This is a genomic window from Pseudomonas putida, from assembly GCF_050990305.1.
GTDB lineage: Bacteria > Pseudomonadota > Gammaproteobacteria > Pseudomonadales > Pseudomonadaceae > Aquipseudomonas > Aquipseudomonas putida_AH.
Genome location: NZ_CP158817.1, coordinates 5,404,296 through 5,429,758 on the forward strand (window position 1 = coordinate 5,404,296; position 25,463 = coordinate 5,429,758).

Genomic DNA, 25,463 nt, shown 5'->3' on the forward strand with positions numbered 1-25,463 from the left:
GCCCCTCCTGTAGGAGCGAGCATGCTCGCGATGAACCAGAGAGCACCGCTGGGTGTCAGGCTTGCAACGTTATCGTTGACGTCCATCGCGAGCATGCTCGCTCCTACAGGGTTCGGCGTACTTGGCATCAATATGGGACAATGCCCGCCACTTTTTGCCATACCTGAATCGACCTTGCCCATGAACACCCCTCGCACACCCAAACCTGCGCGTAAAAAGCCTGATGCCGCGACCCCGGCCAAAACCGTGGAACCGCGTGAAAAGGCCAGCCTGCATCCGCGCAATCGTCATCAGGGTCGTTACGACTTCCCGGCGCTGATCAAAAGCACGCCGGAACTGGCGAAGTTCGTGATCATCAATCCGTACGGCAAGGAAAGCATCGACTTCGCCAGCCCGGACGCGGTGCGGGTGTTTAACCGAGCGCTGCTCAAATCGTTCTACAGCATCGCCCACTGGGACATTCCGGCCGACTACCTGTGCCCGCCGGTGCCGGGGCGCGCCGATTACGTACATTTTCTCGCTGACCTGCTGGCAGCCGGCAACGACGGCACAATCCCCCGCGGGGCATCAGTGAAGGTGCTGGACATCGGCACGGGCGCCAACTGCATCTATCCGCTGATCGGTCACAGCGATTACCGTTGGCACTTCCTCGGTTCGGATATCGACACCACTGCGATCGCCGCCGCCAAAGCCATCATCCAGTCCAACGGTTTGAACAAGGCCATCCAGGTTCGCCAGCAGGGCAACCGCAAGCACATCTTGCTCGGCCTGCTGGAGAGCGCCGAGCAGTTTGACTTGACGATGTGCAACCCACCGTTCCACTCCTCCCTTGAAGAGGCCACACGAGGCAGCAGCCGCAAATGGCGCGCACTGGGCAAGGCTGATCCGAAACGCAAGCTGCCGGTGCTGAACTTTGGCGGCCAGGCAGCGGAGTTGTGGTGTGAAGGAGGCGAGGCGCGATTCGTGACGCAACTGATCAGCGAGAGTGCACAGGTGGGTCAGCAGGTGTTGTGGTTCAGCACCCTGGTTTCAAAAGCCTCGAACCTGCCCGCGATCCAGACGGCGCTGAAAAAGGCCGGTGCGCTGGAGAGCCAGGTGGTGGAAATGTCCCAGGGCCAAAAGCAGAGCCGTTTCGTGGCCTGGACGTTCCAGCCCCCAGCGCAACAACAGGCTTGGCGCGAACGCTGGACACGCAAGAGTGAGTAAGCGAGCGACGCAAATCCCCTGTAGGAGCCGGCTTGCTGGCGATGGCGGTGTGGCAGACACTTCATTGTTGACTGGACCGCCGTCATCGCCAGCAAGCCGGCTCCTACGAAGTTGAGGCACAAAAAAACCGTGCCCGGATTGCTCCGGTGCACGGTTTTTTTTCACTGCGTCTTACTTGTTCACAGAGTCGGTCAGGGCTTTGGCCACAACCAGCTTGATCACTTTCTTGGCAGGGATTTCGATGGCAGCGCCGGTCGAAGGGTTACGGCCGGTACGGGCTGGACGCTCAGTCACTTTCAGTTTGCCGATGCCTGGCAGGGTGATTTCGCCGCCGTTTTCCAGCTGATCGGCAACGATTTGGCCCAGTTGGTCCAGAGCGTTACGCGCGGTGGTTTTTGGCGCGTCGATAGCTTCAGCGATGTCGGCGATCAGTTGGTCTTTAGTAAGAGCCATTTAGTGTTCCTTCCCTATCAAATTCATATGGATTGCAGAGTGCAGTGTCAGCCATCGAGCCCGATCTTCTGGATCTGGCACCCTCGGCGATAACCACGACGAGTCGGGTTATAGATGCCGAAATCAGGGTTTGGTTCGACCTGACATTTGCTGACTGCACGCTTAACGCAGTGACTTCGCGCAAGACCGCGCAAAACTAGCACAGAGACGGCGAAATATCCGCCTCTAGCTACCCATTTGGTCAGCTTTATTGCGCTAAATTGGGAAAAAACCGCATAAGCGCCATCGGTCGCCGCGCAATTGCCCCCTCAACCCTATGTAGGAGCTGCCGAAGGCTGCGATCTTTTGATCCTGTTTTTTTAAAAATCAAAGGCAAAAGATCGCAGCCTTCGGCAGCTCCTACAGGGGAACGCTCGAAGTTTACGGTACACTGGACGCTTTTTCGGGGAGCTCGCCCTGCTCTCTTCAACCAGCCGAGAAGCCCATGCCGATCCGTCATTGCATCGTCCACCTGATCGACAAAAAACCCGACGGCACACCCGCAGTTCTCCACGCTCGCGACTCCGAACTGGCCGAGTCCGCCGCCATCGAGAACATGCTTGCCGACCTCAATGAAAGCTACAACGCCAAACAAGGTAAAGCTTGGGGCCTGTTTCATCCGGAGTCCGGCGCCTTTCCTTTCAGCGGCTGGCTGAAGGAGTACCTCGATGGCGGCAAGGACTTCACAGCTTTCAGCCGCGTGGCGGTCGAACACCTGCAAAAGTTGATGGAAGAGTCGAACCTCTCGGTGGGCGGCCATGTGCTATTTGCGCACTATCAGCAGGGCATGACTGACTATCTGGCGATTGCCCTGTTGCACCATAGCGAAGGCGTTGCCGTGACCGACCAGTTGGACGTGACCCCGTCCCGCCACCTGGACCTGGGCCAGTTGCACCTGGCGGCGCGGATCAACGTGTCCGAGTGGCTGAACAACAAGCAATCCAAGCAGTACATTTCGTTCATCAAAGGCAAGAATGGCAAAAAGGTTTCGGAGTATTTCCGCGACTTTATCGGCTGCCAGGAAGGTGTCGACGGCCCGGGCGAAACCCGCACCCTGCTCAAGGCGTTCAGCGACTTCGTCGAAAGTGAAGACCTGCCGGAAGATTCCGCCCGGGAGAAAACCAAGACCCTGGTGGATTACGCCAGCAGCCAGGCCAAGCTCGGCGAACCCATGGGCCTGGAAGAGCTGTCGGAACTGATCGACGAAGAACGGCCGAAAGCGTTTTACGACCACATCCGCAACAAGGATTACGGCCTGTCGCCGGAGATCCCGGCTGATAAACGCACCCTGAACCAGTTCCGCCGCTTCACCGGTCGCGCCGAAGGCCTGTCGATCAGTTTTGAAGCGCACCTGCTGGGCTCGAAAATCGAATACGACGAAGAGGCAGGGACCCTGGTCATCAAGGGCCTGCCGACCTCGCTCACTGACCAGCTCAAGCGCCGCAACTGATGCTCGGCAGCGTGTTGAAAAAATTCCTGCTGATTTTGCTGGTGGTCGTGGTTTACCAGAACTGGGGCAAGATCGAGCGGGTGTTCAATCCTTCGCAAGTGGTGTCCGAGCACATTCAGGCCAAGGCCAATGTCGTGCTCTACAGCACCGAATGGTGTGGCTACTGCAAACTGACCCGACGCTTTCTCGATCAGAAAGGCATTCCGTACAAGGAATTCGATATCGAGAAAGACGCCGAAGCGCGCAAGGCCTATGAAGCGCTGGGCGGAGGCGGGATTCCGTTCATCGATGTGAATGGAACGCTGATTCGCGGGTATGACCCGGATGGGATTCTGGCTGCACTGAAATAATCCATCAGGTTTACACAACCCTTGTGGCGAGGGAGCTTGCTCCCGCTGGGTTGCGAAGCGACCCCAAAAGAAGGACTGCTACGCAGCCAGCGGGAGCAAGCTCCCTCGCCACAGGTTTGTGTGTGTGTTTCAGCGGGCGTCGATGCGGAAACCGAGTCGTGGAAAATGCACATGCACCACCCCGCCACGTTCATCTTCACGGCGCAAGATCAGCTCTTCACGACCAGCAAACATCAACTCTCCTGCCACCGGATCAACACCGTAGTCAGTCGCGGCAATCACCACCTGCTGACCCGCCTTGAGCCCGTTCGGATCGATAAACTGCTCATCCGGCACAGCAATTGGCATGGCATCACGTGCAACCGCCAGCGCCTCTTCCGAGCTCATGTCGCTCGACGCCCCATGACCGAAACCCAGCACCCGAGCCAACCAGGCCGCCACTGCCGGATAGTGATCCACCAGCGGCGCCGTCACGGGTGTGGCCTTGAGGAACCACAGCGGATGCGCCATGGCAAAGTCGGCAATCGACGGCTCGCCAAATAGAAAATCCCCCTCCTCGCGTTGCAGCTGTTGCTCCAGACGCGACATGATCGTCGGCCACTGGTGTCGCGCTTGCTCTGCGCTCAACTTGGTTGCGCTGCCACCGCTGAACAGCCCGGCACGGTCGGCCAGGAACGCCTTGATCACTTCCTGTGGCAAATGACCGAAACGTGCGGCGATCGACTCCGGCTGAAACACCAGGCTGACCGCATGCTGGAACACCACCGAATCAGCCCACGCAGCGAAGGTCGCGGCGATCATTTCCTGACCTTCCGGGAAAAACGCCGGCAAGGCTTTTTCCTGTTCCAGGCGACGGGCAATCAACGACGTATCACAGTAAACATCCGCGCCGATCTGCAATACCGGCGTCTTGCGGTAGCCACCGGTCAGGGCAGTGAGATCGGGCTTGGGCATCACCGGCGAGATCTTCACCGAGCGCCAGGACAGCCCTTTGAAACCCAACAGCAGTCGGGCCTTTTCGGCGAAGGGGGACGTCGGGTAATGATGAAGAATCAACTCGGACATGCTCGGTTCCGCCGCACTCAGAAGGAGTCTTCAGCTTAACGCGCAATCGATCAGCAGAATACGGATCTGCCTGATGGTAACCGATCAGTCAGATTGATAAGCCGGCGGCGGCACTGGCCACCAGACATTCCTTGGCACTTTTGCGGAGTTTTTTGATCAGTCGCTCCTGGCGCAACGCATCACTCTTGTCGCGGCAACGCTCGGTATAGACCAGCGCCATGGCAGGGCTGGACAGAAAGAAGCGCGCACCTTTGCCACTTTGATGTTTGGCGAAGCGGCGCACGGGATCGTCGCTGATCCCGCAATAAAGCGAACCATTGGCCGCACGCACGAGGTAGACGAACCACGGCTTGCTCACCGCGCAGTCGGCTTCGACAAGATTTTCGGTGACGGTGGTCATGGAGCGATCAAGGCTAGAAAGGAAACAAGCCGTGATCTTATCAGCGACTGGCCTGGAATGCCTTCAGCCCCTTCAGCGCCTGCGCTCGCACAGCGTTGCGCACCAGTGGCGTCCAGCCCAGCAACAAGCCTTTGAAACCCAGGGCCTGGCGCGACCAGGTCCACAGATCGAAGCTGTCGTGATGCTCGCAAATCTTGCCATCGCGGAAAACGAAACGTGCCTGGATGTCGTTGACCACTGTATTGCCGGTCTGGCTGAACAGGTAGGTCGCCACCCAATGGGCGCCACCACTGCGTTCGTCACTGCGCACGTTGTCGAAGGTCAGGGAGAAGTCCTTGGCCCGAGTGGTGAGCATGCGCCACATGTCGCCAGCATCACGACCGCGCAGTTCGCCAAACGCTGGATCGCTGAAGACCACGTCATCGGTGTAGCAGGCGCACATGGCTTCGGCATCCAGCCGCTGGAACGCCTCGTAGAATCGGGTGATCACTGCGTTGTGGGCCTCACTCATACACGCTCCTTGGGGTTACGCACGTTTTTCAAAAATAGCCCGCACGATAGTCAACATCCGCACCGAACACTACCGGCATTCGTGACGGGAATACCCGCAGGTGCGCTGAAGCCTATTGCACCATGCCGCTGTCCCGGGCATACGCAAAGAGGTCCACGTCCGTGGAAATGCCCAGCCTTTGCATGGCCATGGTTTTCTGCTTGCTGATCGTCGACACACTGCGCTTGAAGTAGCCGGCAATTTCACTGACGGTCATGCCGCTGGCAAGCATTCTCACCACTTCATGCTCCTTGGCCGATAACACCGGACTACCAGACTCTGCGTCGGCCTTCGACTGAAGCAGCGCCACGCGTAAAGACTCGCTGATGAAACGCCGCCCTTCGCTCACTGCTTTGATCGCCATAGGCAACTCTTTCGCCGACGCACCTTTGGCGATGATTGCCATCACGCCTTCGGCCAACGCCACCTTCAGCGTGGTGATGTTGGAGAGCATCGTGACCAGGATGATCGGCATCGCCGGGTAACAACGCCGCACTCTGCCGAGCATCTTCAGCCCATCGGAGTGCTGATTGCCGGGCATGGAAAAGTCCGTAATCAGGAGGTCGCAAGGCACGGTGGAAAGCACGCTCAACAGGCTGTCAGGGCCATCGGCTTCACCCACGACATTACAGTTGCTGGTCAGGTCGATGAGCATCCGCAGGCCGATACGAACGACAGGATGGTCGTCAGCGATGATTACGCGCATTGTCAGATTTATCCTGTTTGGTGAGTGGAATGCGCGAAAAAATAGCGCCCTCCTCGCACCATCACAATGACCAATTCCGCACCCAAAAACGCCTCATCCCGTGATTACAGGGAACTGGATTTTCTCCTATAAAACAAAAAGAGCCTTCCTACACTTTCAAACTACGTAGACCACAGATACGGACTACAGACATCGCAACGAAGCCCCCCCCTCCTGACAAAAAAAGCTCTTTCGTACAGAGCTCCGTTCCTTTTCGTATTAGTTGCATTTCACTCGGCTACCTCGATGGATAGATTGCGCCCTCACCGCTCAAGGCGACTCCCGACAATCCTCCTTTAAGGAACGAAGCCAAGACATGAAAAAGCGTTTATCCCTTCCGACCGCAGCGTTGCTGCTGATAGGAACATCACCGGCATTCGCCGCGTCCAGTACTGACCTCACAGTGACAGGCACCATCACTCCCAGCGCCTGCGCCCCGACATTGTCGGACGGCGGCATCGTCGACCACGGCAAATTGACGGCCAGGGATCTTGATCCGCTGCTGCCCACCCGATTGCCAGCCGGAGAAATGCAACTGGAGGTGCATTGTGAAGGCGCGACCTTCTTCACGCTGACCACAGTGGATAACCGCGCTGGCAGCTCCGCCATCAAGCCGGAGTACCACGGCCTGGGGGTGGTCAACGATGACCAGAAACTGGGCAGCGTGGCGTTCGGGGTGTTCGAGCCGCAGGCCGACAGTGTTTCGGTGCTGACCATCATGTCCCGCGACGGTGGCGCGAGCTGGGCGCCCTCTTCCTACCTGGGCCACGCCGGGCTGACATCGTTTGCCACCCCCCACGATCCACGTACTCCTATCGCCATCAAGGACCTGAACGCGCGCCTGCGCGCCTTCACCATCATTGCACCGGCCAGCGATTTGACCCTGGTCGATGAACTGTCGATCGACGGGCACGCCACGTTGCAACTGAAGTATCTGTAAACCCACTATTTCCAAACTCAGGAGTTACACCATGAAAAGGACACTCAACATCCTCCTCGGCGCCATGTTGCTGGCCGGCAGTGCCAGCGCTTTCGCCGCGTCCAGCGTCGACTTGACGGTTACCGGGGTCATTACCCCGAGCGCCTGTACCCCCGGCCTGTCCAATGGCGGGGTGGTGGATTACGGCAAGATCTCTGCAAAGGATCTAAACGCTGACAAGTCAACATTGCTCAAGGCGAAAACCGTGCAATTCATGCTCACCTGCGACGCGGCGACCCTTGCGGCCATTGAAGCCAAAGACAACCGCGACGGCTCGTCCTTCAGCAATGACCCGTCGAAGTTCGGACTGGGGTTGATCAATGGCAACGAAAAGCTGGGAGCCATGAGTCTTTGGTTGACAACACCGATCGCCGACGGCGCAACGGTCAGAACTATCATTTCCGAGGATGGTGGCTCGACTTGGTATGCCAGTACCGACTTGGCAACTAACAGCATCATATCGGTAGCCGACACCAGCACCCTTACCCCCATTCCCTTCCAGACGTGGACTTCCGACCTCCGTATCGCGTCGCACATCGCCCCTACCAATCAACTGACCCTGACCAACGAAGTATCCATCGACGGTTCAGTCACCCTGACTGTGCGTTACTTGTAATTCACCGATACCCCGCGGGGCGGCTGAACATCCGGCAAACCACCGGAAACCCGGGCCGCCCTCGCTTCCACCGTGCTGACAAGGACTTCAGACCGAAATGAAAAAAGCGACCTCACACATGCTCGTCGTACTCTGCCTGCTCAGCGTCCGGCCTGTGGCGCTGGCAGCTTCCAACGTGGAACTGAATGTCATGGGCAAGATCACCCCCAACGCCTGCGACGTACTGCTATCGGACAACGGCCTGGTCGACCACGGCAAGGTGCCGGCGCGCAGCTTGAATCAGCACGAGCTGAGCCCCTTGCCCGGCCGGCAACTGGAAGTGAGCGTGAACTGCGACGCTCCCCTGCTCTTCGTACTGGTGGGTGTCGACAGCCGGGCGGACTCGTCGCTGGGGCCCGGTTTTTTATACGGCCTGGGATGGAACATCCATGCGCCAGAGGAGCGCCTGGGCACAATCAGCCTGGACTTGCGCAATGCGGTGGCGGACGGTGAGCCCGCGCTGGTGCTGGCCTCCAGCAACCAGGGCCTGACCTGGTTCCCGGAAAACAACGCCTATCCGGACACCTACATGGGTTTCGCCAAGCCAGGCACCCTGGTGCCGGAGCCCCATCGACTGCTGGTCGCCACCCTGCACATCAACACCTCGATCAATGCCGCCAGCTTCCTGACCCTCAACCAGGAGGTGCCGTTAGACGGTGCCGTCGTGCTTGACCTGAAGTACCTGTAACCCTGCTGACGCTCCCTTTCATCGCTTCTTTGACACAGGCTTTTTAATCATGATTTTTTTCAACGGTGCTCGATACCTGAGCGTCTTTTTCGGGATGCTGGTGGTGCTGTTCTGCAGCCGCGCCCTGGCCGACGGCATGGTACCGGACACGTCGGTGGTGATCGTCAACGAAGCCGACGGCGAAGCTTCGGTGTCCGTGACCAACACCGACGCAAGCCTGGCCTTGTTGCATGTCACCCTGGAAGACATTCCCGAAGACACGGAACCTTTGTTGTTCGTCACCCCACCGTTGGCCCGTGTCGAACCGTCCAAGAGCCAACTGGTGCGATTCATCCTGCAAACGTCCACGCCGTTGAGCACGCAACGCCTGAAACGGGTGATTTTCGAAGGCATGCCGCAGGATCGCATGCCCGCTCAGGCCGGGCATGCGCGCGTCGGCGTAACGGTACGGCAGAACCTTCCGGTGATCATTCATCCCAAAGGCCTGGCTCAAAACCGCACCCCATGGACAGGTCTGGCCTGGAGCCTGGAAAAAGATCAATTGAGCGTTCACAACCCGACGCCTTACGTGGTGCGCCTGGCCCAGGAACTGCTGTTGCTGCCGGGTGAAACTTCCGCGTTATTGCCGCGCACCTACGTGCTGCCGGGCGAAACACTCAGCGTGCCCGTCAAGGGGGCCGTTGCGACCACCATTCGAATACAACCGGCCACGGTCTACGGCTTCGCGGTGCCGCATTACGAGGCGCCAATCAAATCCTGAAAACCACCCAGACAGCGCAATGAAGGAACGAAGTGCGCTGAAGTTCCAGGCGACGGCCATCGGCCGTTGCCCCAGGTGTATCTGAGCCACAGCGAACAGGCCAGCACGCCGGCATAACCCAAGTGAACCCCAATGAACACAGTATCGATTTACCGTGGTGGCGAAGCCATGCCTGTCATTCGGCCGCACGCTCGCCCTCATCAGTTGCAGCGCCGGGCTACAGCGGCATTGCTGCTGGCCAATACGCTGCTGGTGCTCGACGCCCAGGCAGATCCCATGTTGCTGGCCGCGTTCGACAAAAACACGCTGCTGCAGCGCGGCATCGATCCGGCGCTGGCCACCTCGCTGATGGCGACGCCGCGATTCACGGCGGGAAAGCACCCGGTAACACTCTCCGTCAATGGTCAGCGCAGAGGACGTGTGGATGCCACGTTCAATCGCCAGGGCGCACTGTGCTTTGATCGTCCCCTGCTCGACAAGGCCAACCTGACGGTACCCGATCGCATTCTGGATGACGGCAAGTGCCACGACTTTCTGGCCGCAGCGCCACAAACCGTGATCGATCCAGACCCTGCCAATCTGGCGCTGTCGCTGATCGTACCAACCGACTCGATCCGCCCGACAACCCGGGACTTCACCGGCTATCAGACCGGGGGCATCGCCGGCCTGCTCAATTACGATGTCACCGGTTTGCAGAGTCACTACGGCGCTGACTCCAGTCGCTACGCCTCGGCCAACACCGAACTGGGTTTCAATGCCGGCGACTGGATCGTGCGCAGCCGCCAGGTACAAACCTGGCAGGACGACGTCTCCCGTACCTCACACATCGCAGCCTATGCCCAACGCACGTTCGCCAGCCACGAAGCGGTACTGCAGGCCGGCCAGATCAATCTCTACAACCCGGTGCTGGCCGGTGCGCAGATCACCGGCGTGCAAGTGCTCAATGAACAGGCTTTGCAGGTTGAAAGCCAGGGCGCAGTCATTGAAGGCATCGCTAACAGCCAGGCTCAGGTCGAGGTCCGGCAAAACGGATCGCTGATTCATTCCACAGTGGTGCCCGCCGGTCCGTTTGCACTGACCAATGTGCGGCGCCTGAATACCCGCTCCGACGTGGAAGTGACCGTCAAGGAAGCTGATGGCAGCGAGCGCACATTTACCGTCCCAGCCGCGATGCTCGGTATCGGATTGCCGGCGCCGGGGTTTTCATTGGCGGCCGGTCGCGTGCGCAACATTGGCGATGAACACGGTAGCGATCCGTGGGTGATCAGCGGCGGTTGGAGCGGTGCAGTCCATCGGCAAGCGTTGCTCAGTGCAGGCATGACCGGTGCCGAAGACTATCGCGCAGCGGGGGTGGGGGTGGGTCTGCTGCCGTCACCCGACACTCAAGTGCAAGCCACGCTGACCGGCGCCGACGCCAGCAAGGAATCCAGCCAAGGGCTTCAGGCAGACCTGAGCGTATCGCACCGGTTAAGCGAACGATGGGCCTTCAACGCCGGCAGTTCTTACCGGACCCTGGGTTACCGCGAACTGGAAGACGCGGTGTTCGATAACACCAGCGACGACAGCAAGTCCCGTTACCGCGACCAACAAAGCGCTGCGCTGTCATGGTCCCACCCCTGGCTCGGCGCCTTCAGCGGCGGCTTCAGCCAATCAAGTTCATTCGATGGCCAAAGCAGCAGCCGCGCCCTCGCCTCCTGGGGCACCAACATCCGTGGTGTTTCCGTCTCGGTGACATCCGAGTGGCAAGTCAGCGGCGCCAACGGCAATGACGATAGCGTCTACCTGAACCTCAGTATTCCTTTGGGCGAAAACCGTCGGGCGCGCACCTGGGTACGCAGCTCCGGTGGCGAGTACCGCAGCGGCGTGGGCTTGAGTGAGCAGATCAACGACCAACTGGCTTATCGGGTCGGCGTGGAACACGACACCCGCGACAAGGAGGTACAGACCACCGCCGGCGTTTCGCTGCTGCCGCGCTACACCCAGCTGGACCTGAATTACACCCGAGGCGATGCGGAGCGCTCCAGCTATCAGGCCAGTGCCCGGGGTGGCGCGGTGTTGCACGGCGGTGGCCTGACGTTCTCGCCTTATCCGGTGAGCGACACCTTCGCCCTGCTCTCGGTGGCTGACATGGGCGCCATCAAAGTCTCGACCCCGAGCGGTCCGGTGTGGACCGACTGGCAAGGTCAGGCGGTGGTGCCGCAGGTGTCGGCTTACGGTCGCAGCCCGGTGGAAGTCGACACCAAAACCCTGCCGCGCAACGCCGATATCAGCAACGGCCTGGCGGTGATTTCCGCCGGTCGCGGTGCCGTCGACAAGGTCGAGTTCGGCGTCAACAAGACCCGCCGGGCCTTGCTCAAAGTCACCACGGCCAACGGTGCGCCCCTGCCTATGGGCGCCGTCGTGAATACCGAAGATGGCGAGTTCGTCACGCTGGTGCAGAAAGGCGGTCAGGTTTTTCTGCCCAACGTGCTCGACATCCCTGCGTTGTGGATCAGCGCACCGGGGATAGAGCGCTGTGAACTGCTTTTCGAACTGCCGGCGGAGCCTGACCCGAATGCGTATTACGAAACCGCCCCCGCCAAGTGCCGAGCCCTTTGAGGATGACTTCATGAACCTGTCCCGTTGTTTGCTGGTGACCCTCGCCCCTCTGGTGCTGAGCGGATTCACGCCGCTCACCTGGGCTTCTGCCGACGACTGTCAGCTCAACCTGAGCCAGCCGGTGCTCGATTACGGGTTGATGAATCGAGCGGTTCGCCCCGATGCATCAACGGAGCGAAACCTGGGCGAGCGTCATTTGAGCCTGACCCTGAGTTGTTCAGCCCCCGTCGACATGAGTGTGTTTTATCGGGCCATGGCGGCGACGGCCAACCGCTTCCACTTCGCCGACCGCGGCAGCTACCAGGTGCGTATTCGAGACGCGGTGCTCGATGGTCAGTCGGTGGACATCGGATTGATTGCCGGGGTCGGTCAGTCCCCCGCACAAACCGCGTCAAACCTAATCTGGCGACCTGATCATGGGGTTGTTCCGGTGAACGCTGGCGTGCCCATGCAGGGTCGCAGCTTCTCGGCACAACTTGAGGTGACAGCGTGGGTCCAGGAGCAAGGGATGCAGGTGCGTGACGCGGTGACCTGGGAAGCGAGCGGTGTGTTCGACGCCATCGCTGCCGGTCGCTCCCGCGAAGCAACCTTGCGCGCCCGCTTCGCCCCGGCCGCCTGCGAACCGATGCTGTCCAACGGCGGCATGGTCGACTTCGGCACGCTGTCCAAAAATGACCTGAACGCGGACAAGAGCACACGCCTGCCGCCCAAGTCCTTGACGTTGAGGGTCAGCTGCGACGCACCCACCTCTTTCGCGCTGATCATGCACGACAACCGCTCAGGCTCGGCGACGGTCAACAGCGAGATTTACTACGGCCTGGGCATGGACAGCCGCAACAACAAGATCGGCCTGTACTCGCTGAACGTCGATCCAGCGGATGCCAGCGCCGACAGCTACGCGCGCCTCTATCGAACCGACTCCACCACAGGTGGCGTGGCATGGAGCAGCGCCAGTTCCACTCCGATTCCCATCGGCAAAAACAGCTATCTGGGCTTTACCGACAGCGCTGGCAGCAACGGTGGACCGGTGATGGTTCAAAACCTCAATACCACCGTCACCGTCGACGCCGTGATCGCCCCAACTAACGGCCTCGACCTCAGTTCCGCCATCCACCTCGATGGCGCGGGGACGATCGAGATTATTTACCTGTAACAACCAACCCAAACCTGCTGAGCCCGGGCGCGTTCAAGTCGCTCGGGACAGGCAGGAAAACAACCAACGTAGTGAGTAAGAAAATGAAAAAGTACCTTGCAGCACTTTCCGCCACCGCCCTGATCAGCGTTGCACCGTTTGCACTGGCAGCGTCGAGCGTTGACCTGACTGTCACCGGCACCATCGTGCCGAGTGCCTGTACGCCAAGCTTCCCTAACGGAGGGACCATCGAATTCGGAAAAATTTCAGTAAAAGACCTCAAGCCAACTCAATACACCGAGATTGGAAGGCCGCGAACAACTCTGAGCGTGGCATGCGAGGGTCCGACCACATTCGCCTTGCAAGCAATTGACAACAGGCCCAACACAGCAATGGACACGCCTTATTTCGGGCTGGGGTTGACTCCGGCGGGTGAAAAGCTCGGCCACTACATACCCTATATTTTCAACGTTTTGGCGGACGGGCAGGACGCACGCTCGATCAAATCCTCCGACCAGGGCTCGAACTGGGTGGCCGCCCCTTTCCTGGCTGCCACGCAGTACCTCTCGGTCAGCGCTCCCTCTGCCCCTACCATCCCGCTGACTGCTAAAGACGTCACGATGGACTTGGAGATCAGGACCTGGATCGGAAGGACTGACGGTATGACCCTGACCGACGAGGTCAACTTCGAAGGCTCCACCACCTTTGAAATGAAATACCTCTGAAGCCAAAGCACAGAACCGCTCGCAACGCAGCCTGTGCGAGCGGTTCAGCTTCGACAAGAAAAACCTTTTCTCAAATGAAGACGCATCCAATGATAAAAAATTACTTCGCTGCACTTACCGCCGCCGCACTGATCAGCGTTGCACCGTTTGCACTGGCAGCGTCGAGCGTTGACCTGACTGTCACCGGCACCATTACACCGAATGCTTGTACACCAAGCTTGTCCGCCGGCGGGCTGGTCGAAATCGGTAAAATCAGCGCGAAGGACCTAAGTCCGACCACCTACACAATGGTAACCGATACCCCTATGGACTTAACCGTCGATTGTGACGCGCCAATGTTGTTTGCGATTAATAGTATCGACAATAAACCTGGAACAGCCGCTGACGGCATCAATTTTGGGGTGGGAATGACCCAGGCTGGTCAAAGAATAGGCGTCTACGCGCCAGTTATCCTGACCGTTACTGCTGACGGTGTAAGTTCAGGAGCCATTGAGTCGATTGACAATGGGGCAAGTTGGATTCGCGCGGTTTCTCTAGCGTCTAACAAAATCACATCGGCGAGCGAGGTCGGTGGCCTTGTCCCGATTGCCGCACAAAACCTCGTGATGGGTCTTAGCCTCAAGACCTGGATTGCCCCTGCCGACGGTCTTGACTTAACGGACGACGTCACTATCGACGGCTCCGCCACCTTTGAAATGAAATACCTCTAAAGCCATAACGCTGAACCGCTCGCAACGACAGCACGCGTGAGCGGTTCAGTGCTGGGGGAAAACCATCGAATAATGAAAGAGCACCAAAGATGAAAAAGTACTTCGCAGCACTCTCCACCACTGTATTGATCACCATGGTGCCTTATGCACTAGCGGCATCAAGCACCGACTTGACCGTCACTGGGACTATCACTCCGCAAGCGTGTATGCCGAATCTATCCAATGGAGGTGTAGTTGATTATGGAAAAATCTCATCCAAAGACTTGAATCTCACCAGCGAAACCAGCCTCGATTACCATACTCTGACGCTTGGCGTGAATTGTGCCAGCAGCACCCTGCTTGCTCTTCAACTCATCGACAATAGAAATGGCTCCTCCTCAAGTAGTGCGTCGTGGACTTTCGGAATGGGCTTGATCAACGGAACCCAAAAGCTGGGGTATTACTCTCTTTTTATTAATACAGCAGTGGCTGACGGTGTACCCGCGCAGACGATTTCGTCCAAGGATAATGGCGCTACCTGGAATAACTATCTGATGCTTGCGAGTGGTGACTACTTATCGGTAGCCGCCAGCAATGACTGGACCAAGCCGATTGCGGTCAAGGATCTGAACATGCATCTGAACGTTTTACCTCGCATCGCTCGAGCCGACAGCCTGGACTTGACTCACGAAGTCGCAATGGACGGTTCGGCAACCCTGGAAATGAAGTACCTGTAACGCGCAGCCGACTTTGCCCGGATACATACCCTGGGCAATGCCGGCAATCAACAAAGCAACCCCAAGAAAAGGATTTTCATCCGTGAACAAGCACTTCACTTTATTCGCGACCATGTTGCTCATCAGCGCCGCCCCCACCGTCCTCGCTGCCTCTGCAGTGGACCTGTCCGTCAACGGCCTCATCACCCCCGTCGCCTGCACGCCCAGCCTGTCGAACAACGGCCTGGTCGACTACGGCAAAATTTCGCGCCAGGACCTGAGCCTCGACAAGCGCACGAAACTGCGGGACCAGACGCTCGATTTCAGTCTCCAGTGCACCGGTCCCGCGCGGTTAGCCTTGTTGATGCGTGACAACCGCGACGGCTCGGCCATCGTCAACAGCGAGATTTACTACGGCCTGAATCACGACAGCAGCGGCAACAAAATTGGCCTGTATTCGCTGAATTTCGATCCGGCCAGCACGGTGGTGGATGAATGGCCGCAGGTGTATCGCACCGACTCCACCACCGGGGGGGTGGCCTGGAGTTCATCGAGCAGCCGCTCAATTCCGATTGGCGCCAGAAGCTATCTGGGATTCACCGACGTTGCGGGCAGCAGCGCCGGCCCGATTGGCATCCAAAGCCTGACAAGCCGAGTAATTGTCGAAACAGTGATCGCCCCCACGTCCGAATTGGACCTGGGTACCGAGGTGCATCTCGACGGTTCGGCGACGCTGGACGTGGTTTACCTGTGATCAGACTTTTTCGCTGACCACCTGAACGTACAGTGAACGCCCGGCACCCAGGCCGGCTACGATTGCGGCAAGGCCAATCACCCCGAAGATCCAGCCCACGGCGCTCCAGCCCCCGGTCCAGTCATGCACGATACCGACCGCGAACGGCCCCATGGATGCCAGCGTGTAACCAAAGCCCTGAGCCATGCTCGACAGGTTGGCCGCCACGTGGGAGTCCCTCGAGCGCAACACGATCAAGGTCAGCGCCAGGCTGAAGGTAGCGCCTTGCCCCAGACCAAGCAGAATCGCCCAGCCCCACAGGCTTTCGATCGGTGCGTAGAGGCAACCGAACAGACCACCGAGGGTCATCAGCATGACGATCACGATCGCCGGGCGTTGATCCTTGCCACGGGTGGCCAGCCAGGGGGCGGCCAGCGAGCTGATCAGTTGAATGATCACAGAACCCGACAGCACCAGACCGGCCTGAGTCGGGGTCAGGCCACGGCCGATCAGGATCGACGGCAACCAACCGAACACGATGTAGGCCAGGGACGATTGCAGGCCCATGTAGAGCGTGACTTGCCACGCCAGCGGATCACGCAGCAATCCCCGAACCTTGTAGGCAACGTTATGCGTACCGTGTTTCTGGCCAACTTGCGGCAGCCAGAAAATCGCGGCGGCCAGCGCTGGAATCACCCAAAACCCCAAGCCAAGCGCCCAGCTCTTATCGAAGTGCTCACTGAGCGGCACGGTCGCCCCCGCCGCCATCGCCGCCCCCAGGCACAGCGCCATGGTGTAGACACCGGTCATGGTCCCCGCCTGTTTCGGGAAGTCGCGCTTGACGATGCCCGGCAGCAACACACCGATCACGCCGATGCTGGCGCCGGCCAGCACGCTGCCGGCGAACAGGCCGACTTCACCAAATGAACTGCGCAGAATGATCCCGCCCGCCAGGGTCAGAAGAATACCCAGCACCACGCGCTCGGCACCGAAACGTCGCGCCAGAACCGGGGCCAGTGGCGCAAACAAGCCCAGGCACAACACCGGCAGTGTCGTCAGCAACCCAGCCTGCGACGCCGACAGTCCGAGGCTTTTCGACACCTCGCTGAGCATTGGCGCCATGCTCGACAGCGCCGGGCGCAAGTTCAGCGCCACCAGGATCAACCCCAGCAGCAACAGCCACGGCCGGCGCAGAACCGGGTGACTTTGCTGGACCTGTTCGTCGTCGGCTTCAGCGTCGATCAGTAACTCTTCGAGCTCTGCCTGGCGTTTGGCTTCGGTGATCTGGCTGTTGCGGCTGGACATGGCGTTCTCGGTTTCAAGGTTCATTGATCAACTGCCTCGACAAGGCTTTGGCCCGCTCCGGGTCACGTTGCTCGACGGCTTCGAGCAGTTCGATGTGCAGGTCGAACACTTCCTGACGGCGCGGGGTGATGTTCAGGCAATGGCGCAGTTGCTCGCCGATGACACTGGAGAAATAGCGATAAAGCTCGCTGAGGGTCGGGTTGTGCGCGGCGTCCACCAAGCGACGGTGGAACACCAGATCGCAGGCGATGTAGGTATCGAGATCGCCGTGATAGTGGCTACCGCTGACACCCAATGCCTCGCGCAATGCCACCAGGTCCTCCTCTGTTCGACGCAAGGCGGCCAGGCCGATGGCCTCGACTTCAAGGATGTGCCGCGTCTCGCGCGCCTGCTCCAGGGAGCACTGCGACAGCACTTTCAAGGTGTCCAGCGGATCGACCACCGCCCGCAGGTAACTGCCGTCACCCTGGCGGATCTCGATCAACCCGGAAAACGCCAGCACCCGCATGGCTTCGCGCACGGTGTTGCGGCTGATACCCAACTCGGCTGACAGCTCCGGCTCGGTGGGCAAACGCTGGCCAACGACCCAGACACCTTGGTTGATGCGCTGACGCAATTGATCCAGGGCCTGATCGACCAGGGATCGTTTCACTAATGGAGCAATGTCTGACATGGATTCGCCCTTTCATCCAATCATAGGATGAATTTTCTGACATGTTAGTCAACTTGATCCAAGAGAACAACGTATTCACGCAAAATCCGTAGGAGCCGGCTTGCTGGCGATTTGCTCTTCTCCAGCCTCATTGATGTCGCCTGATCGGCCGCCATCGCCAGCAAGCCGGCTCCTACAGGGGAATGGCGCAGACATTGAGCTTGTAGCGCAACACATATCCGTAGGAGCCGGCTTGCTGGCGATTCCGGGCTGACAGACACACTGGTGTCGAATGGTCGGGCGCCATCGCCAGCAAGCCGGCTCCTACAGGGGTGCGGCGCAGACATCGAGCTTGTAGCGCGACACATATCCGTAGGCGCCGGATTGCTGGCGATTCCGGGCTGACAGACACACTGGTCTCGAATGATCGGGCGCCATCGCCAGCAAGCCGGCGCCTACGGGGGTCAGTGAATGTTTTAATGGCCAAAAATAAACCCGGACCAAGTCCGGGTTTATTTCACTGCCAAGCGTCGATCAATGCAGGATCTGGCTCAGGAACAACTTGGTGCGATCATTTTGCGGGTTGTCGAAGAAGTCGTTCGGTGCCGCCTGCTCGACGATTTCGCCCTTGTCCATGAAGATCACGCGGTTGGCCACGGTACGGGCGAAGCCCATTTCGTGGGTGACGCAGAGCATGGTCATGCCGTCTTCGGCCAGGCCAATCATGGTGTCGAGTACTTCCTTCACCATCTCTGGGTCGAGTGCCGAAGTCGGTTCGTCGAACAGCATGATTTTCGGTTTCATGCACAGTGCGCGGGCAATCGCCACACGCTGTTGCTGACCGCCGGACAGTTGCCCCGGGTACTTGTGCGCCTGCTCCGGAATGCGTACGCGCTCCAGATAATGCATGGCGATTTCCTCGGCCTTGCGCTTGGGCATCTTGCGCACCCACATCGGCGCCAGGGTGCAATTCTGCAAAATGGTCAGGTGCGGAAACAGGTTGAAGTGCTGGAACACCATGCCAACTTCACGACGAATCGCTTCGATCTGCTTGAGGTCGTTGGTCAGCTCCACGCCATCGACCACGATGCGGCCCTGCTGGTGTTCTTCCAGACGATTGAGGCAGCGGATGGTCGTGGATTTACCGGAACCCGACGGCCCGCACAGGACGATACGCTCGCCCTGCTTGACGTTAAGGTTGATGTCTTTCAACACGTGGAACTGGCCGTACCACTTGTTCACGCCCTGCATCTGAATAATGCCTTCAGGGCTCACAGGCTGTTTAATTGCTTCGCTCATCGAAATACTTCCTAAATAAGGTAGCGACTTAGCGCTTGTGGCCCGTGTCGAGCTTGCGTTCCAGATGCATGGAATAGCGCGACATACCAAAACAGAAAATCCAGAACACCAGCGCGGCGAACACATAGCCTTCGGTGGCCATGCCCAGCCATTTCGGGTCGGCGGCGGCCTGTTTGACACTGTTGAGCAAGTCGAACAGGCCGATGATGATCACCAGGCTCGTGTCCTTGAACAGCGCAATGAAGGTGTTGACGATGCCGGGGATCACCAGCTTCAGGGCTTGCGGCAGAATCACCAGCCCCATGCTGCGCCAGTAGCCCAGGCCCATCGCCGCGGCCGCTTCGTACTGTCCCTTAGGGATCGCTTGCAGACCGCCACGCACCACTTCGGCCACGTAGGCTGACTGGAACAGGATCACGCCAATCAGTGCCCGCAGCAGCTTGTCGAAGTTCATGCCTTCAGGCAGGAACAGCGGCAGCATCACCGAGGACATGAACAGCACCGTGATTAACGGCACGCCGCGCCAGAACTCGATGAAGGTCACGCAGACCACACGAATCGCTGGCATTTTCGAACGTCGTCCCAGTGCCAGGACAATCCCCAACGGCAACGCGCCGGCAATACCGACGGTGGCGATCACCAGGGTCAGCATCAGACCACCCCATTGGCTGGTCGCCACTTGGGTCAGGCCGAAAACGCCACCGTGCAACAGGCACCAGGCAATGATCGGGTACAGCACCAGGAAACCCGGCCCGTACACCGCTTTGCGCGGGAAGCGCGAGATGAACAGCGGTGCCACGCCAATGACCGCCAGCCACACGGTCAGGTCCACGCGCCAACGCAGATCCACCGGGTAGTAGCCGTACATGAATTGGCCGAAACGCTGTTGGATGAACACCCAGCAGGCACCGTTCTTGGTGCAGTCAGCCTGGCTGGTGCCGACCCAGTTGGCATCAAGGATCGCCCAATGCAGCAGCGGCGGGACCACCAGGTAGATCAGGTAGAACGCGAACAGGGTCAGCAGGGTATTGAGCCAACTGGAGAACATGTTGGCGCGCATCCATGCCACGACACCGATACTGCGGCTCGGTGGCGGCATGTCAGGTTTGAAAGTATGAGTCGTCATGCGCTTTTCCTTACCGCTCGATCAGCGCAATGCGCTTGTTGTACCAGTTCATCAGCAAGGAAATGCTGATACTGATCGCCAGGTACACGCTCATGGTGATCGCAATCACTTCGATCGCCTGCCCGGTCTGGTTGAGCACCGTGCCGGCAAACAGCGACACCATTTCCGGGTAACCGATACCGGCTGCCAGCGAGGAGTTTTTCGCCAGGTTCAGGTATTGGCTGGTCAGCGGCGGAATGATCACGCGCAGGGCTTGCGGGATGATCACCTTGCGTAAGGTCGGGCCGTTGCGCAGGCCGAGCGAGTGGGCCGCTTCGGTCTGGCCGTGGCTGACCGACTTAATGCCCGAACGCACGATCTCGGCGATGAACGCCGCGGTGTACACCGTCAACGCCAGGGTCAAGGCCAGCAGTTCCGGGATCAGTACCCAGCCTCCGACGAAGTTGAAGCCTTGCAGCTTCGGCATCTCCCAGTGCACCGGGGCGCCGAAGATCAGCGCGCACAGTGCCGGGATCGCCAGGAACATGGCCAGGCCGACCCAGAACTTGTGGAACGGCTCGCCGGTGGCTTCAAAGCGCTTGGTGGCCCAGCGACTCATCAGCACGATGGCGACGATGGCCACGACGATGCTGACCACGAACGGCCAGAAGCCGTCGGCCATCTGCGCGGCCGGCATGTTCAGGCCACGGCTGCTGACAAAGAAGGTGTCGCCGAAGTTATGGCTGTTGCGCGGCCCCGGCATGGTCAGGAACACCGCGAAATACCAGAACAGGATCTGCAGCAGCGGCGGAATGTTCCGGAAAACCTCCACATACACTGTCGCCAGCTTGGCGATGATCCAGTTCTTCGACAGGCGCGCCACGCCGATGATGAAACCGAGGATCGTCGCCAGGATCACGCCGATGAAGGTCACCAACAAGGTGTTGAGCAGGCCGATCACGAACACACGGGCATAACTGTCCGCTTCGGTGTAGGCAATCAGGTGTTGAGCGATGCCGAAACCGGCACTGCGCTCCAGAAAGTCAAAACCGGAGGTAATGCCCCGGTGTTGCAAGTTGGTCTGGGTGTTATCAAACAGATACCAGCCCAGGGAGACCACCGCCACGATGGTGATGATCTGAAATACCCACGCACGCACTCGCGGATCGCTGAGGCTTAACCTCTGCTTTGGTGCGCCGATTGAATTTTGCATGTAGTGCCCCGCAAATAATGGAACAGAACATCACCCGGCGGTTGGCCCGCCGGGTGAAAGAACCATCAGCGCACTGGTGGTGCGTATTGAATGCCGCCGTTGTTCCACAGCGCGTTCAGGCCGCGGTCGATTTCCAGCGGAGTGCTCTTGCCGAGGTTTTTCTCGAACACTTCACCGTAGTTACCGACTTGCTTGACGATCTGCACGACCCAGTCTTTCTTCACTTTCAGGTCTTTGCCGTATTCACCGTCGGTGCCCAGCAGACGAGCGACGTCCGGGTTCTTGGTGCCCTTGGCTTCGGCTTCGACGTTCTTGGAGGTGATGCCAGCTTCTTCGGCGTTGAGCATGGCGTAGCCAACCCAGCGCACGATGGCCAGCCACTCGTCGTCGCCGTTACGCACGACCGGGCCCAGAGGCTCCTTGGAAATGGTTTCCGGCAGAACCACGTAGTCTTTCGGCGAAGCCAACTTGCTGCGCTGGGCGAACAGTTGGGACTTGTCGGAGGTCAGCACGTCGCAACGACCGGATTCCAGCGACTTGGCGCTTTCATCGGAGGTGTCGAAAGTGATCGGGGTGTATTTCAGACCGTTGCCGCGGAAGTAGTCGGAAACGTTCAGCTCGGTGGTGGTACCGGCCTGGATGCAGATGGTCGCGCCATCCAGCTCTTTGGCGCTTTTCACGCCGAGCTTGTTGTTCACCAGGAAGCCGATGCCGTCGTAGTAGGTGATGAAGCCAGGGAATTTCAGACCCATGCCCGCGTCACGGGAGCTGGTCATGGTGGTGTTGCGCGACAGGATGTCGATTTCGCCCGATTGCAGCGCGGTGAAACGCTCTTTGGCGTTCAACTGGCTGAACTTGACCTTGGTCGCGTCGCCGAAGACGGCAGCAGCAACGGCACGGCAGTAATCAGCATCAATACCTACGATCTTGCCGGTAGCATCCGGAACCGAGAAGCCTGGCAGACCATCGCTGACGCCACACTGCACGAATCCTTTCTTCTGCACGGCATCCAGGGTTGCACCCGCCTGGGCGAACCCGCTGACGCCGAGTACTGCGGCTGCAGTCACGACTGCCAGGGTGGATTTCAACATCTTCATTCAAACCTCCAGTTTTTGCTCTTGTTGTGTCGGAGCGTGAGTCCTGTCGCACCCTTTTGAGGCGTTGTCGACCCGTGCTGGCTTGTTTTGGGGTCAACCGACGTAGAGACCGTAGCCATGAGTCTAGTAGGAGAAAATCCACATAATGGACAACTCACTTCTCACCAATCGGCCGAACGGGCGGTAGCCCTTTCACGTTCGCGAAGCCCGTAGCGGCCACTGGCGAACATCCATCACCGGATTTTTTGCTATCCCACTGCCATAAATGGCCTGATAGTGTTACCGACAGATGTGGGATTTTCGTACCAGCTTGCCTATAGCAAAGCCCGTACCACACCCTTCACTTAAGCGGTTAAGCGACAGGTCAATAGCAAAACTTGTAACCTTGCGACATCTTCGTAACTGATCAACCCGACGCGCTCTCACCTCTCGCACTGATTGAGAGCGCACGCACATTTTTGGAGCAGCCATGACCGAGCCCCTGATTCTTGAACCCGTCAAGCCCGCTGACGCTTGCGTCATCTGGCTACATGGCCTGGGCGCCGATCGCTATGACTTTCTGCCGGTGGCCGAAGCGTTGCAGGAAAAGTTGCTGACCACCCGCTTCGTCCTGCCACAGGCCCCAACCTGCGCCGTCACCATCAACGGTGGCTACGAGATGCCCAGCTGGTACGACATTCTGGCCATGAGCCCGGCGCGCGCGATCAACCGCGATCAACTGGAAGAGTCCGCGCAGCGGATCATCCAACTGATCGATGTGCAGCGAGCGGTTGGAATAGACGCCTCGCGGATCTTCCTCGCAGGCTTTTCCCAAGGGGGCGCCGTGGTCTTACACACCGCCTTCCTGAAATGGCAGGGACCGCTGGGGGGCGTCCTGGCCCTCTCCACTTACGCACCGACCTTCAGTGAAACGCTTGAACTGTCCGCCAGCCAGCAGCGCATTCCCGTGCTGTCGTTGCATGGCCAGTACGATGACGTGGTCCAGAACTCGATGGGCCGCACGGCCTACGAATACCTGAAACAGCATGGTGTCACCGTGACATGGCAGGAGTACCCAATGGGCCATGAAGTGTTACCCGAGGAAATTCGCGACATCGGTATCTGGCTCGCCGAACGCCTGGGTTAAACGTTTTAGAGGCCTGTTTTTGTTTAAAAGCGCCCTTTGATCCATCCCACTACGCCGCGCCCGTTTCTTGCATTACACTGGCCGGCGTACATTCCTTAACCAATTGATGAGATGACCGTGCTCAAAGCACTCAAGAAAATGTTCGGAAAAAGCGAGACTGAGCAACTCGCGCCAGTCCCCAGCGTGCCGTCGCCTTCCCACGGCCATCGCAACGACGCCAGCCAGGCCGGGCACCCTGCTCCCGCCGCCGCACCGAAACGCGAACCCAAACCCGCTCCTGCCGCCGACACCATCGCCGAACCGGCCCGCAGTGAAGCCCCAAAACCTGCCAAGCCGCGCCGCGAACCCAAGCCCAAGGCGCCGATCATTCCCTGGAAGCTCGAAGACTTCGTCGTCGAACCCCAGGAAGGCAAAACCCGTTTCCACGATTTCAAACTCGCCCCCGAACTGATGCACGCCATTCAGGACCTGGGCTTCCCGTACTGCACGCCGATCCAGGCGCAGGTGCTGGGCTTCACCCTTGCCGGCAAAGACGCCATCGGCCGCGCCCAGACCGGCACCGGCAAAACCGCGGCGTTCCTGATTTCGATCATCACCCAGCTGCTGCAAACCCCGCCGCCGAAAGAGCGCTACATGGGTGAGCCTCGGGCATTGATCATCGCCCCGACCCGCGAGCTGGTCGTGCAGATCGCCAAGGACGCCGCCGACCTGACCAAGTACACCGGCCTCAGCGTCATGACATTCGTTGGCGGCATGGACTTCGACAAGCAGCTCAAGCACCTCGAAGCCCGTCACTGCGACATCCTCGTGGCCACGCCGGGCCGCCTGCTGGACTTCAACCAGCGCGGTGACGTGCACCTGGACATGGTCGAAGTGATGGTGCTGGACGAAGCCGACCGCATGCTCGACATGGGTTTCATCCCGCAGGTGCGCCAGATCATTCGCCAGACTCCGCCCAAGAGCGAGCGCCAGACGCTGCTGTTCTCCGCGACCTTCACCGATGACGTGATGAACCTGGCCAAACAGTGGACCACCGATCCTGCCATCGTCGAAATCGAGGTCACCAACGTGGCCAACGAAAACGTCGAGCAGCACATCTACGCAGTGGCCGGCGCCGACAAATACAAACTGCTCTACAACCTGGTCAACGACAACGGTTGGGAGCGGGTAATCGTGTTCGCCAACCGCAAGGATGAAGTGCGCCGCATCGAGGAACGCCTGGTGCGCGATGGCATCAACGCCGCGCAATTGTCCGGTGACGTGCCGCAGCACAAACGCATCAAGACCCTGGAAGGTTTCCGCGAAGGCAAGATTCGCGTGCTGGTGGCCACCGACGTGGCCGGTCGCGGCATCCACATCGACGGCATCAGCCACGTGATCAACTTCACCCTGCCGGAAGTCCCGGACGACTACGTACACCGCATCGGCCGTACCGGTCGCGCCGGTGCCGATGGTGTGTCCATCAGCTTCGCCGGTGAAGACGACTCCTACCAGCTACCGTCCATCGAGGAAAAGCTGGGACGCAAAATCAGCTGTGAAACCCCGCCGACCCATCTATTGCGGGCAGTTGAGCGCAAACGTCATTAATTGACGACGTGCAAAAAGAGGCGCAGCCGGAAACGGACTGCGCTTTTTTTATGATCCAAATTCATAGCCTTCCCGTAGGAGCCGGCTTGCTGGCGATAGCGGTTTCACCTTCAACAGCAATGGCGGCTGATGCGCCGTCATCGCCA

Annotated in this window: 26 protein-coding genes; 15 read left to right on the top strand and 11 right to left on the bottom strand. The window is 59.2% G+C overall.

What is annotated here, in order from left to right:
- The first annotated feature begins 180 nt into the window (after window positions 1-180).
- Entirely contained in the window at window positions 181-1,206 is a 1,026-nt protein-coding gene (gene rlmF, locus ABTV22_RS24475; RefSeq protein ID WP_433736984.1) for a 23S rRNA (adenine(1618)-N(6))-methyltransferase RlmF, read from the top strand.
- A gap of 171 nt (window positions 1,207-1,377) precedes the next feature.
- On the opposite strand, the gene ABTV22_RS24480 is transcribed toward rlmF, so the two are convergent.
- A complete protein-coding gene (locus tag ABTV22_RS24480; protein WP_110964745.1) occupies window positions 1,378-1,659 on the bottom strand; it encodes an HU family DNA-binding protein in 282 nt (93 codons plus the stop codon).
- Window positions 1,660-2,143: 484 nt separating this feature from the next.
- On the opposite strand from ABTV22_RS24480, the gene yejK reads away from it, so the two are divergent.
- Window positions 2,144-3,148 carry a nucleoid-associated protein YejK gene (gene yejK, locus ABTV22_RS24485; protein WP_433736985.1) on the top strand — a complete coding sequence of 335 codons (1,005 nt, stop codon included), beginning with the start codon at window positions 2,144-2,146 and terminating at the stop codon, window positions 3,146-3,148.
- Window positions 3,148-3,498, top strand: coding sequence for a glutaredoxin family protein (locus ABTV22_RS24490; RefSeq protein WP_433736986.1), 351 nt, complete (start codon window positions 3,148-3,150; stop codon window positions 3,496-3,498). Before yejK ends, ABTV22_RS24490 begins: the two co-directional genes overlap by 1 nt.
- A gap of 129 nt (window positions 3,499-3,627) precedes the next feature.
- Here ABTV22_RS24490 and ABTV22_RS24495 read toward each other — a convergent pair whose 3' ends face one another.
- From ABTV22_RS24495 to ABTV22_RS24510, 4 genes are all read right to left on the bottom strand, one after another.
- A complete protein-coding gene (locus tag ABTV22_RS24495) occupies window positions 3,628-4,563 on the bottom strand; it encodes a glutathione S-transferase family protein (RefSeq protein ID WP_433736987.1) in 936 nt (311 codons plus the stop codon).
- An 88-nt stretch (window positions 4,564-4,651) separates the two neighbouring features.
- Window positions 4,652-4,963 (bottom strand): GIY-YIG nuclease family protein, encoded by a 312-nt coding sequence (locus ABTV22_RS24500; protein ID WP_433736988.1) that lies wholly within the window; start codon window positions 4,961-4,963, stop codon window positions 4,652-4,654.
- 40 nt (window positions 4,964-5,003) lie between these two features.
- Entirely contained in the window at window positions 5,004-5,474 is a 471-nt protein-coding gene (locus ABTV22_RS24505) for a nuclear transport factor 2 family protein (RefSeq protein WP_433736989.1), read from the bottom strand.
- 112 nt (window positions 5,475-5,586) lie between these two features.
- Window positions 5,587-6,219: a response regulator gene (locus ABTV22_RS24510; protein WP_433736990.1), complete on the bottom strand. Its 633-nt coding sequence runs from the start codon at window positions 6,217-6,219 to the stop codon at window positions 5,587-5,589.
- A gap of 355 nt (window positions 6,220-6,574) precedes the next feature.
- On the opposite strand from ABTV22_RS24510, the gene ABTV22_RS24515 reads away from it, so the two are divergent.
- The 10 genes from ABTV22_RS24515 (at window position 6,575) to ABTV22_RS24560 (ending at window position 15,954) form a co-directional block, all read left to right on the top strand.
- Window positions 6,575-7,198: a DUF1120 domain-containing protein gene (locus ABTV22_RS24515; RefSeq protein ID WP_433736991.1), complete on the top strand. Its 624-nt coding sequence runs from the start codon at window positions 6,575-6,577 to the stop codon at window positions 7,196-7,198.
- A 31-nt stretch (window positions 7,199-7,229) separates the two neighbouring features.
- Complete coding sequence (locus tag ABTV22_RS24520) at window positions 7,230-7,853, top strand: DUF1120 domain-containing protein (RefSeq protein WP_433736992.1); 624 nt, start codon at window positions 7,230-7,232, stop codon at window positions 7,851-7,853.
- 118 nt (window positions 7,854-7,971) lie between these two features.
- Complete coding sequence (locus tag ABTV22_RS24525) at window positions 7,972-8,580, top strand: DUF1120 domain-containing protein (RefSeq protein ID WP_433736993.1); 609 nt, start codon at window positions 7,972-7,974, stop codon at window positions 8,578-8,580.
- 94 nt (window positions 8,581-8,674) lie between these two features.
- Window positions 8,675-9,340: a fimbria/pilus chaperone family protein gene (locus ABTV22_RS24530; protein ID WP_433741500.1), complete on the top strand. Its 666-nt coding sequence runs from the start codon at window positions 8,675-8,677 to the stop codon at window positions 9,338-9,340.
- Between the two features lie 132 nt (window positions 9,341-9,472).
- Window positions 9,473-11,938 (top strand): fimbria/pilus outer membrane usher protein, encoded by a 2,466-nt coding sequence (locus ABTV22_RS24535; protein ID WP_433736994.1) that lies wholly within the window; start codon window positions 9,473-9,475, stop codon window positions 11,936-11,938.
- A 10-nt stretch (window positions 11,939-11,948) separates the two neighbouring features.
- Entirely contained in the window at window positions 11,949-13,091 is a 1,143-nt protein-coding gene (locus tag ABTV22_RS24540) for a DUF1120 domain-containing protein (RefSeq protein WP_433736995.1), read from the top strand.
- A gap of 83 nt (window positions 13,092-13,174) precedes the next feature.
- Entirely contained in the window at window positions 13,175-13,795 is a 621-nt protein-coding gene (locus ABTV22_RS24545) for a DUF1120 domain-containing protein (RefSeq protein WP_433736996.1), read from the top strand.
- An 89-nt stretch (window positions 13,796-13,884) separates the two neighbouring features.
- On the top strand, window positions 13,885-14,505 hold the full coding sequence (locus ABTV22_RS24550; protein ID WP_433736997.1) for a DUF1120 domain-containing protein: 621 nt from the start codon (window positions 13,885-13,887) through the stop codon (window positions 14,503-14,505).
- Between the two features lie 89 nt (window positions 14,506-14,594).
- Window positions 14,595-15,221, top strand: a complete 627-nt coding sequence (locus tag ABTV22_RS24555; RefSeq protein WP_433736998.1) for a DUF1120 domain-containing protein — start codon at window positions 14,595-14,597, stop codon at window positions 15,219-15,221.
- 112 nt (window positions 15,222-15,333) lie between these two features.
- On the top strand, window positions 15,334-15,954 hold the full coding sequence (locus ABTV22_RS24560) for a DUF1120 domain-containing protein (RefSeq protein ID WP_433741502.1): 621 nt from the start codon (window positions 15,334-15,336) through the stop codon (window positions 15,952-15,954).
- Here the strand turns inward: ABTV22_RS24560 and ABTV22_RS24565 are convergent, their stop codons facing one another.
- The 6 genes from ABTV22_RS24565 to ABTV22_RS24590 form a co-directional block, all read right to left on the bottom strand.
- Entirely contained in the window at window positions 15,955-17,262 is a 1,308-nt protein-coding gene (locus tag ABTV22_RS24565) for a CynX/NimT family MFS transporter (RefSeq protein ID WP_433736999.1), read from the bottom strand.
- Window positions 17,252-17,911, bottom strand: coding sequence for a FadR/GntR family transcriptional regulator (locus tag ABTV22_RS24570; RefSeq protein ID WP_433737000.1), 660 nt, complete (start codon window positions 17,909-17,911; stop codon window positions 17,252-17,254). The genes ABTV22_RS24565 and ABTV22_RS24570 overlap by 11 nt, the downstream gene beginning before the upstream one ends.
- Before the next feature lie 513 nt (window positions 17,912-18,424).
- Window positions 18,425-19,189 carry an amino acid ABC transporter ATP-binding protein gene (locus tag ABTV22_RS24575; protein ID WP_003178331.1) on the bottom strand — a complete coding sequence of 255 codons (765 nt, stop codon included), beginning with the start codon at window positions 19,187-19,189 and terminating at the stop codon, window positions 18,425-18,427.
- A 28-nt stretch (window positions 19,190-19,217) separates the two neighbouring features.
- Window positions 19,218-20,315 (bottom strand): amino acid ABC transporter permease, encoded by a 1,098-nt coding sequence (locus ABTV22_RS24580; protein ID WP_433737001.1) that lies wholly within the window; start codon window positions 20,313-20,315, stop codon window positions 19,218-19,220.
- 10 nt (window positions 20,316-20,325) lie between these two features.
- On the bottom strand, window positions 20,326-21,507 hold the full coding sequence (locus ABTV22_RS24585) for an amino acid ABC transporter permease (protein WP_433737002.1): 1,182 nt from the start codon (window positions 21,505-21,507) through the stop codon (window positions 20,326-20,328).
- Between the two features lie 65 nt (window positions 21,508-21,572).
- Complete coding sequence (locus ABTV22_RS24590; protein WP_433737003.1) at window positions 21,573-22,604, bottom strand: amino acid ABC transporter substrate-binding protein; 1,032 nt, start codon at window positions 22,602-22,604, stop codon at window positions 21,573-21,575.
- Between the two features lie 469 nt (window positions 22,605-23,073).
- Between ABTV22_RS24590 and ABTV22_RS24595 the strand changes: the two genes are divergently transcribed.
- Together ABTV22_RS24595 and rhlB are read left to right on the top strand one after the other, a co-directional pair.
- Window positions 23,074-23,730, top strand: a complete 657-nt coding sequence (locus ABTV22_RS24595) for an alpha/beta hydrolase (protein WP_433737004.1) — start codon at window positions 23,074-23,076, stop codon at window positions 23,728-23,730.
- 111 nt (window positions 23,731-23,841) lie between these two features.
- On the top strand, window positions 23,842-25,317 hold the full coding sequence (gene rhlB / locus ABTV22_RS24600; protein WP_433737005.1) for an ATP-dependent RNA helicase RhlB: 1,476 nt from the start codon (window positions 23,842-23,844) through the stop codon (window positions 25,315-25,317).
- Window positions 25,318-25,463 lie beyond the last annotated feature (146 nt).

Excerpts from the sequence above, each read along its gene's own strand:
- rlmF (WP_433736984.1), top strand. The coding sequence starts at position 181 with ATGAACACCCCTCGCACACCCAAACCTGCGCGTAAAAAGCCTGATGCC.
- ABTV22_RS24480 (WP_110964745.1), bottom strand. The coding sequence starts at position 1,659 with ATGGCTCTTACTAAAGACCAACTGATCGCCGACATCGCTGAAGCTATC.
- yejK (WP_433736985.1), top strand. The coding sequence starts at position 2,144 with ATGCCGATCCGTCATTGCATCGTCCACCTGATCGACAAAAAACCCGAC.
- ABTV22_RS24490 (WP_433736986.1), top strand. The coding sequence starts at position 3,148 with ATGCTCGGCAGCGTGTTGAAAAAATTCCTGCTGATTTTGCTGGTGGTC.
- ABTV22_RS24495 (WP_433736987.1), bottom strand. The coding sequence starts at position 4,563 with ATGTCCGAGTTGATTCTTCATCATTACCCGACGTCCCCCTTCGCCGAA.
- ABTV22_RS24500 (WP_433736988.1), bottom strand. The coding sequence starts at position 4,963 with ATGACCACCGTCACCGAAAATCTTGTCGAAGCCGACTGCGCGGTGAGC.
- ABTV22_RS24505 (WP_433736989.1), bottom strand. The coding sequence starts at position 5,474 with ATGAGTGAGGCCCACAACGCAGTGATCACCCGATTCTACGAGGCGTTC.
- ABTV22_RS24510 (WP_433736990.1), bottom strand. The coding sequence starts at position 6,219 with ATGCGCGTAATCATCGCTGACGACCATCCTGTCGTTCGTATCGGCCTG.
- ABTV22_RS24515 (WP_433736991.1), top strand. The coding sequence starts at position 6,575 with ATGAAAAAGCGTTTATCCCTTCCGACCGCAGCGTTGCTGCTGATAGGA.
- ABTV22_RS24520 (WP_433736992.1), top strand. The coding sequence starts at position 7,230 with ATGAAAAGGACACTCAACATCCTCCTCGGCGCCATGTTGCTGGCCGGC.
- ABTV22_RS24525 (WP_433736993.1), top strand. The coding sequence starts at position 7,972 with ATGCTCGTCGTACTCTGCCTGCTCAGCGTCCGGCCTGTGGCGCTGGCA.
- ABTV22_RS24530 (WP_433741500.1), top strand. The coding sequence starts at position 8,675 with ATGCTGGTGGTGCTGTTCTGCAGCCGCGCCCTGGCCGACGGCATGGTA.
- ABTV22_RS24535 (WP_433736994.1), top strand. The coding sequence starts at position 9,473 with ATGAACACAGTATCGATTTACCGTGGTGGCGAAGCCATGCCTGTCATT.
- ABTV22_RS24540 (WP_433736995.1), top strand. The coding sequence starts at position 11,949 with ATGAACCTGTCCCGTTGTTTGCTGGTGACCCTCGCCCCTCTGGTGCTG.
- ABTV22_RS24545 (WP_433736996.1), top strand. The coding sequence starts at position 13,175 with ATGAAAAAGTACCTTGCAGCACTTTCCGCCACCGCCCTGATCAGCGTT.
- ABTV22_RS24550 (WP_433736997.1), top strand. The coding sequence starts at position 13,885 with ATGATAAAAAATTACTTCGCTGCACTTACCGCCGCCGCACTGATCAGC.
- ABTV22_RS24555 (WP_433736998.1), top strand. The coding sequence starts at position 14,595 with ATGAAAAAGTACTTCGCAGCACTCTCCACCACTGTATTGATCACCATG.
- ABTV22_RS24560 (WP_433741502.1), top strand. The coding sequence starts at position 15,334 with ATGTTGCTCATCAGCGCCGCCCCCACCGTCCTCGCTGCCTCTGCAGTG.
- ABTV22_RS24565 (WP_433736999.1), bottom strand. The coding sequence starts at position 17,262 with ATGAACCTTGAAACCGAGAACGCCATGTCCAGCCGCAACAGCCAGATC.
- ABTV22_RS24570 (WP_433737000.1), bottom strand. The coding sequence starts at position 17,911 with ATGTCAGACATTGCTCCATTAGTGAAACGATCCCTGGTCGATCAGGCC.
- ABTV22_RS24575 (WP_003178331.1), bottom strand. The coding sequence starts at position 19,189 with ATGAGCGAAGCAATTAAACAGCCTGTGAGCCCTGAAGGCATTATTCAG.
- ABTV22_RS24580 (WP_433737001.1), bottom strand. The coding sequence starts at position 20,315 with ATGACGACTCATACTTTCAAACCTGACATGCCGCCACCGAGCCGCAGT.
- ABTV22_RS24585 (WP_433737002.1), bottom strand. The coding sequence starts at position 21,507 with ATGCAAAATTCAATCGGCGCACCAAAGCAGAGGTTAAGCCTCAGCGAT.
- ABTV22_RS24590 (WP_433737003.1), bottom strand. The coding sequence starts at position 22,604 with ATGAAGATGTTGAAATCCACCCTGGCAGTCGTGACTGCAGCCGCAGTA.
- ABTV22_RS24595 (WP_433737004.1), top strand. The coding sequence starts at position 23,074 with ATGACCGAGCCCCTGATTCTTGAACCCGTCAAGCCCGCTGACGCTTGC.
- rhlB (WP_433737005.1), top strand. The coding sequence starts at position 23,842 with ATGACCGTGCTCAAAGCACTCAAGAAAATGTTCGGAAAAAGCGAGACT.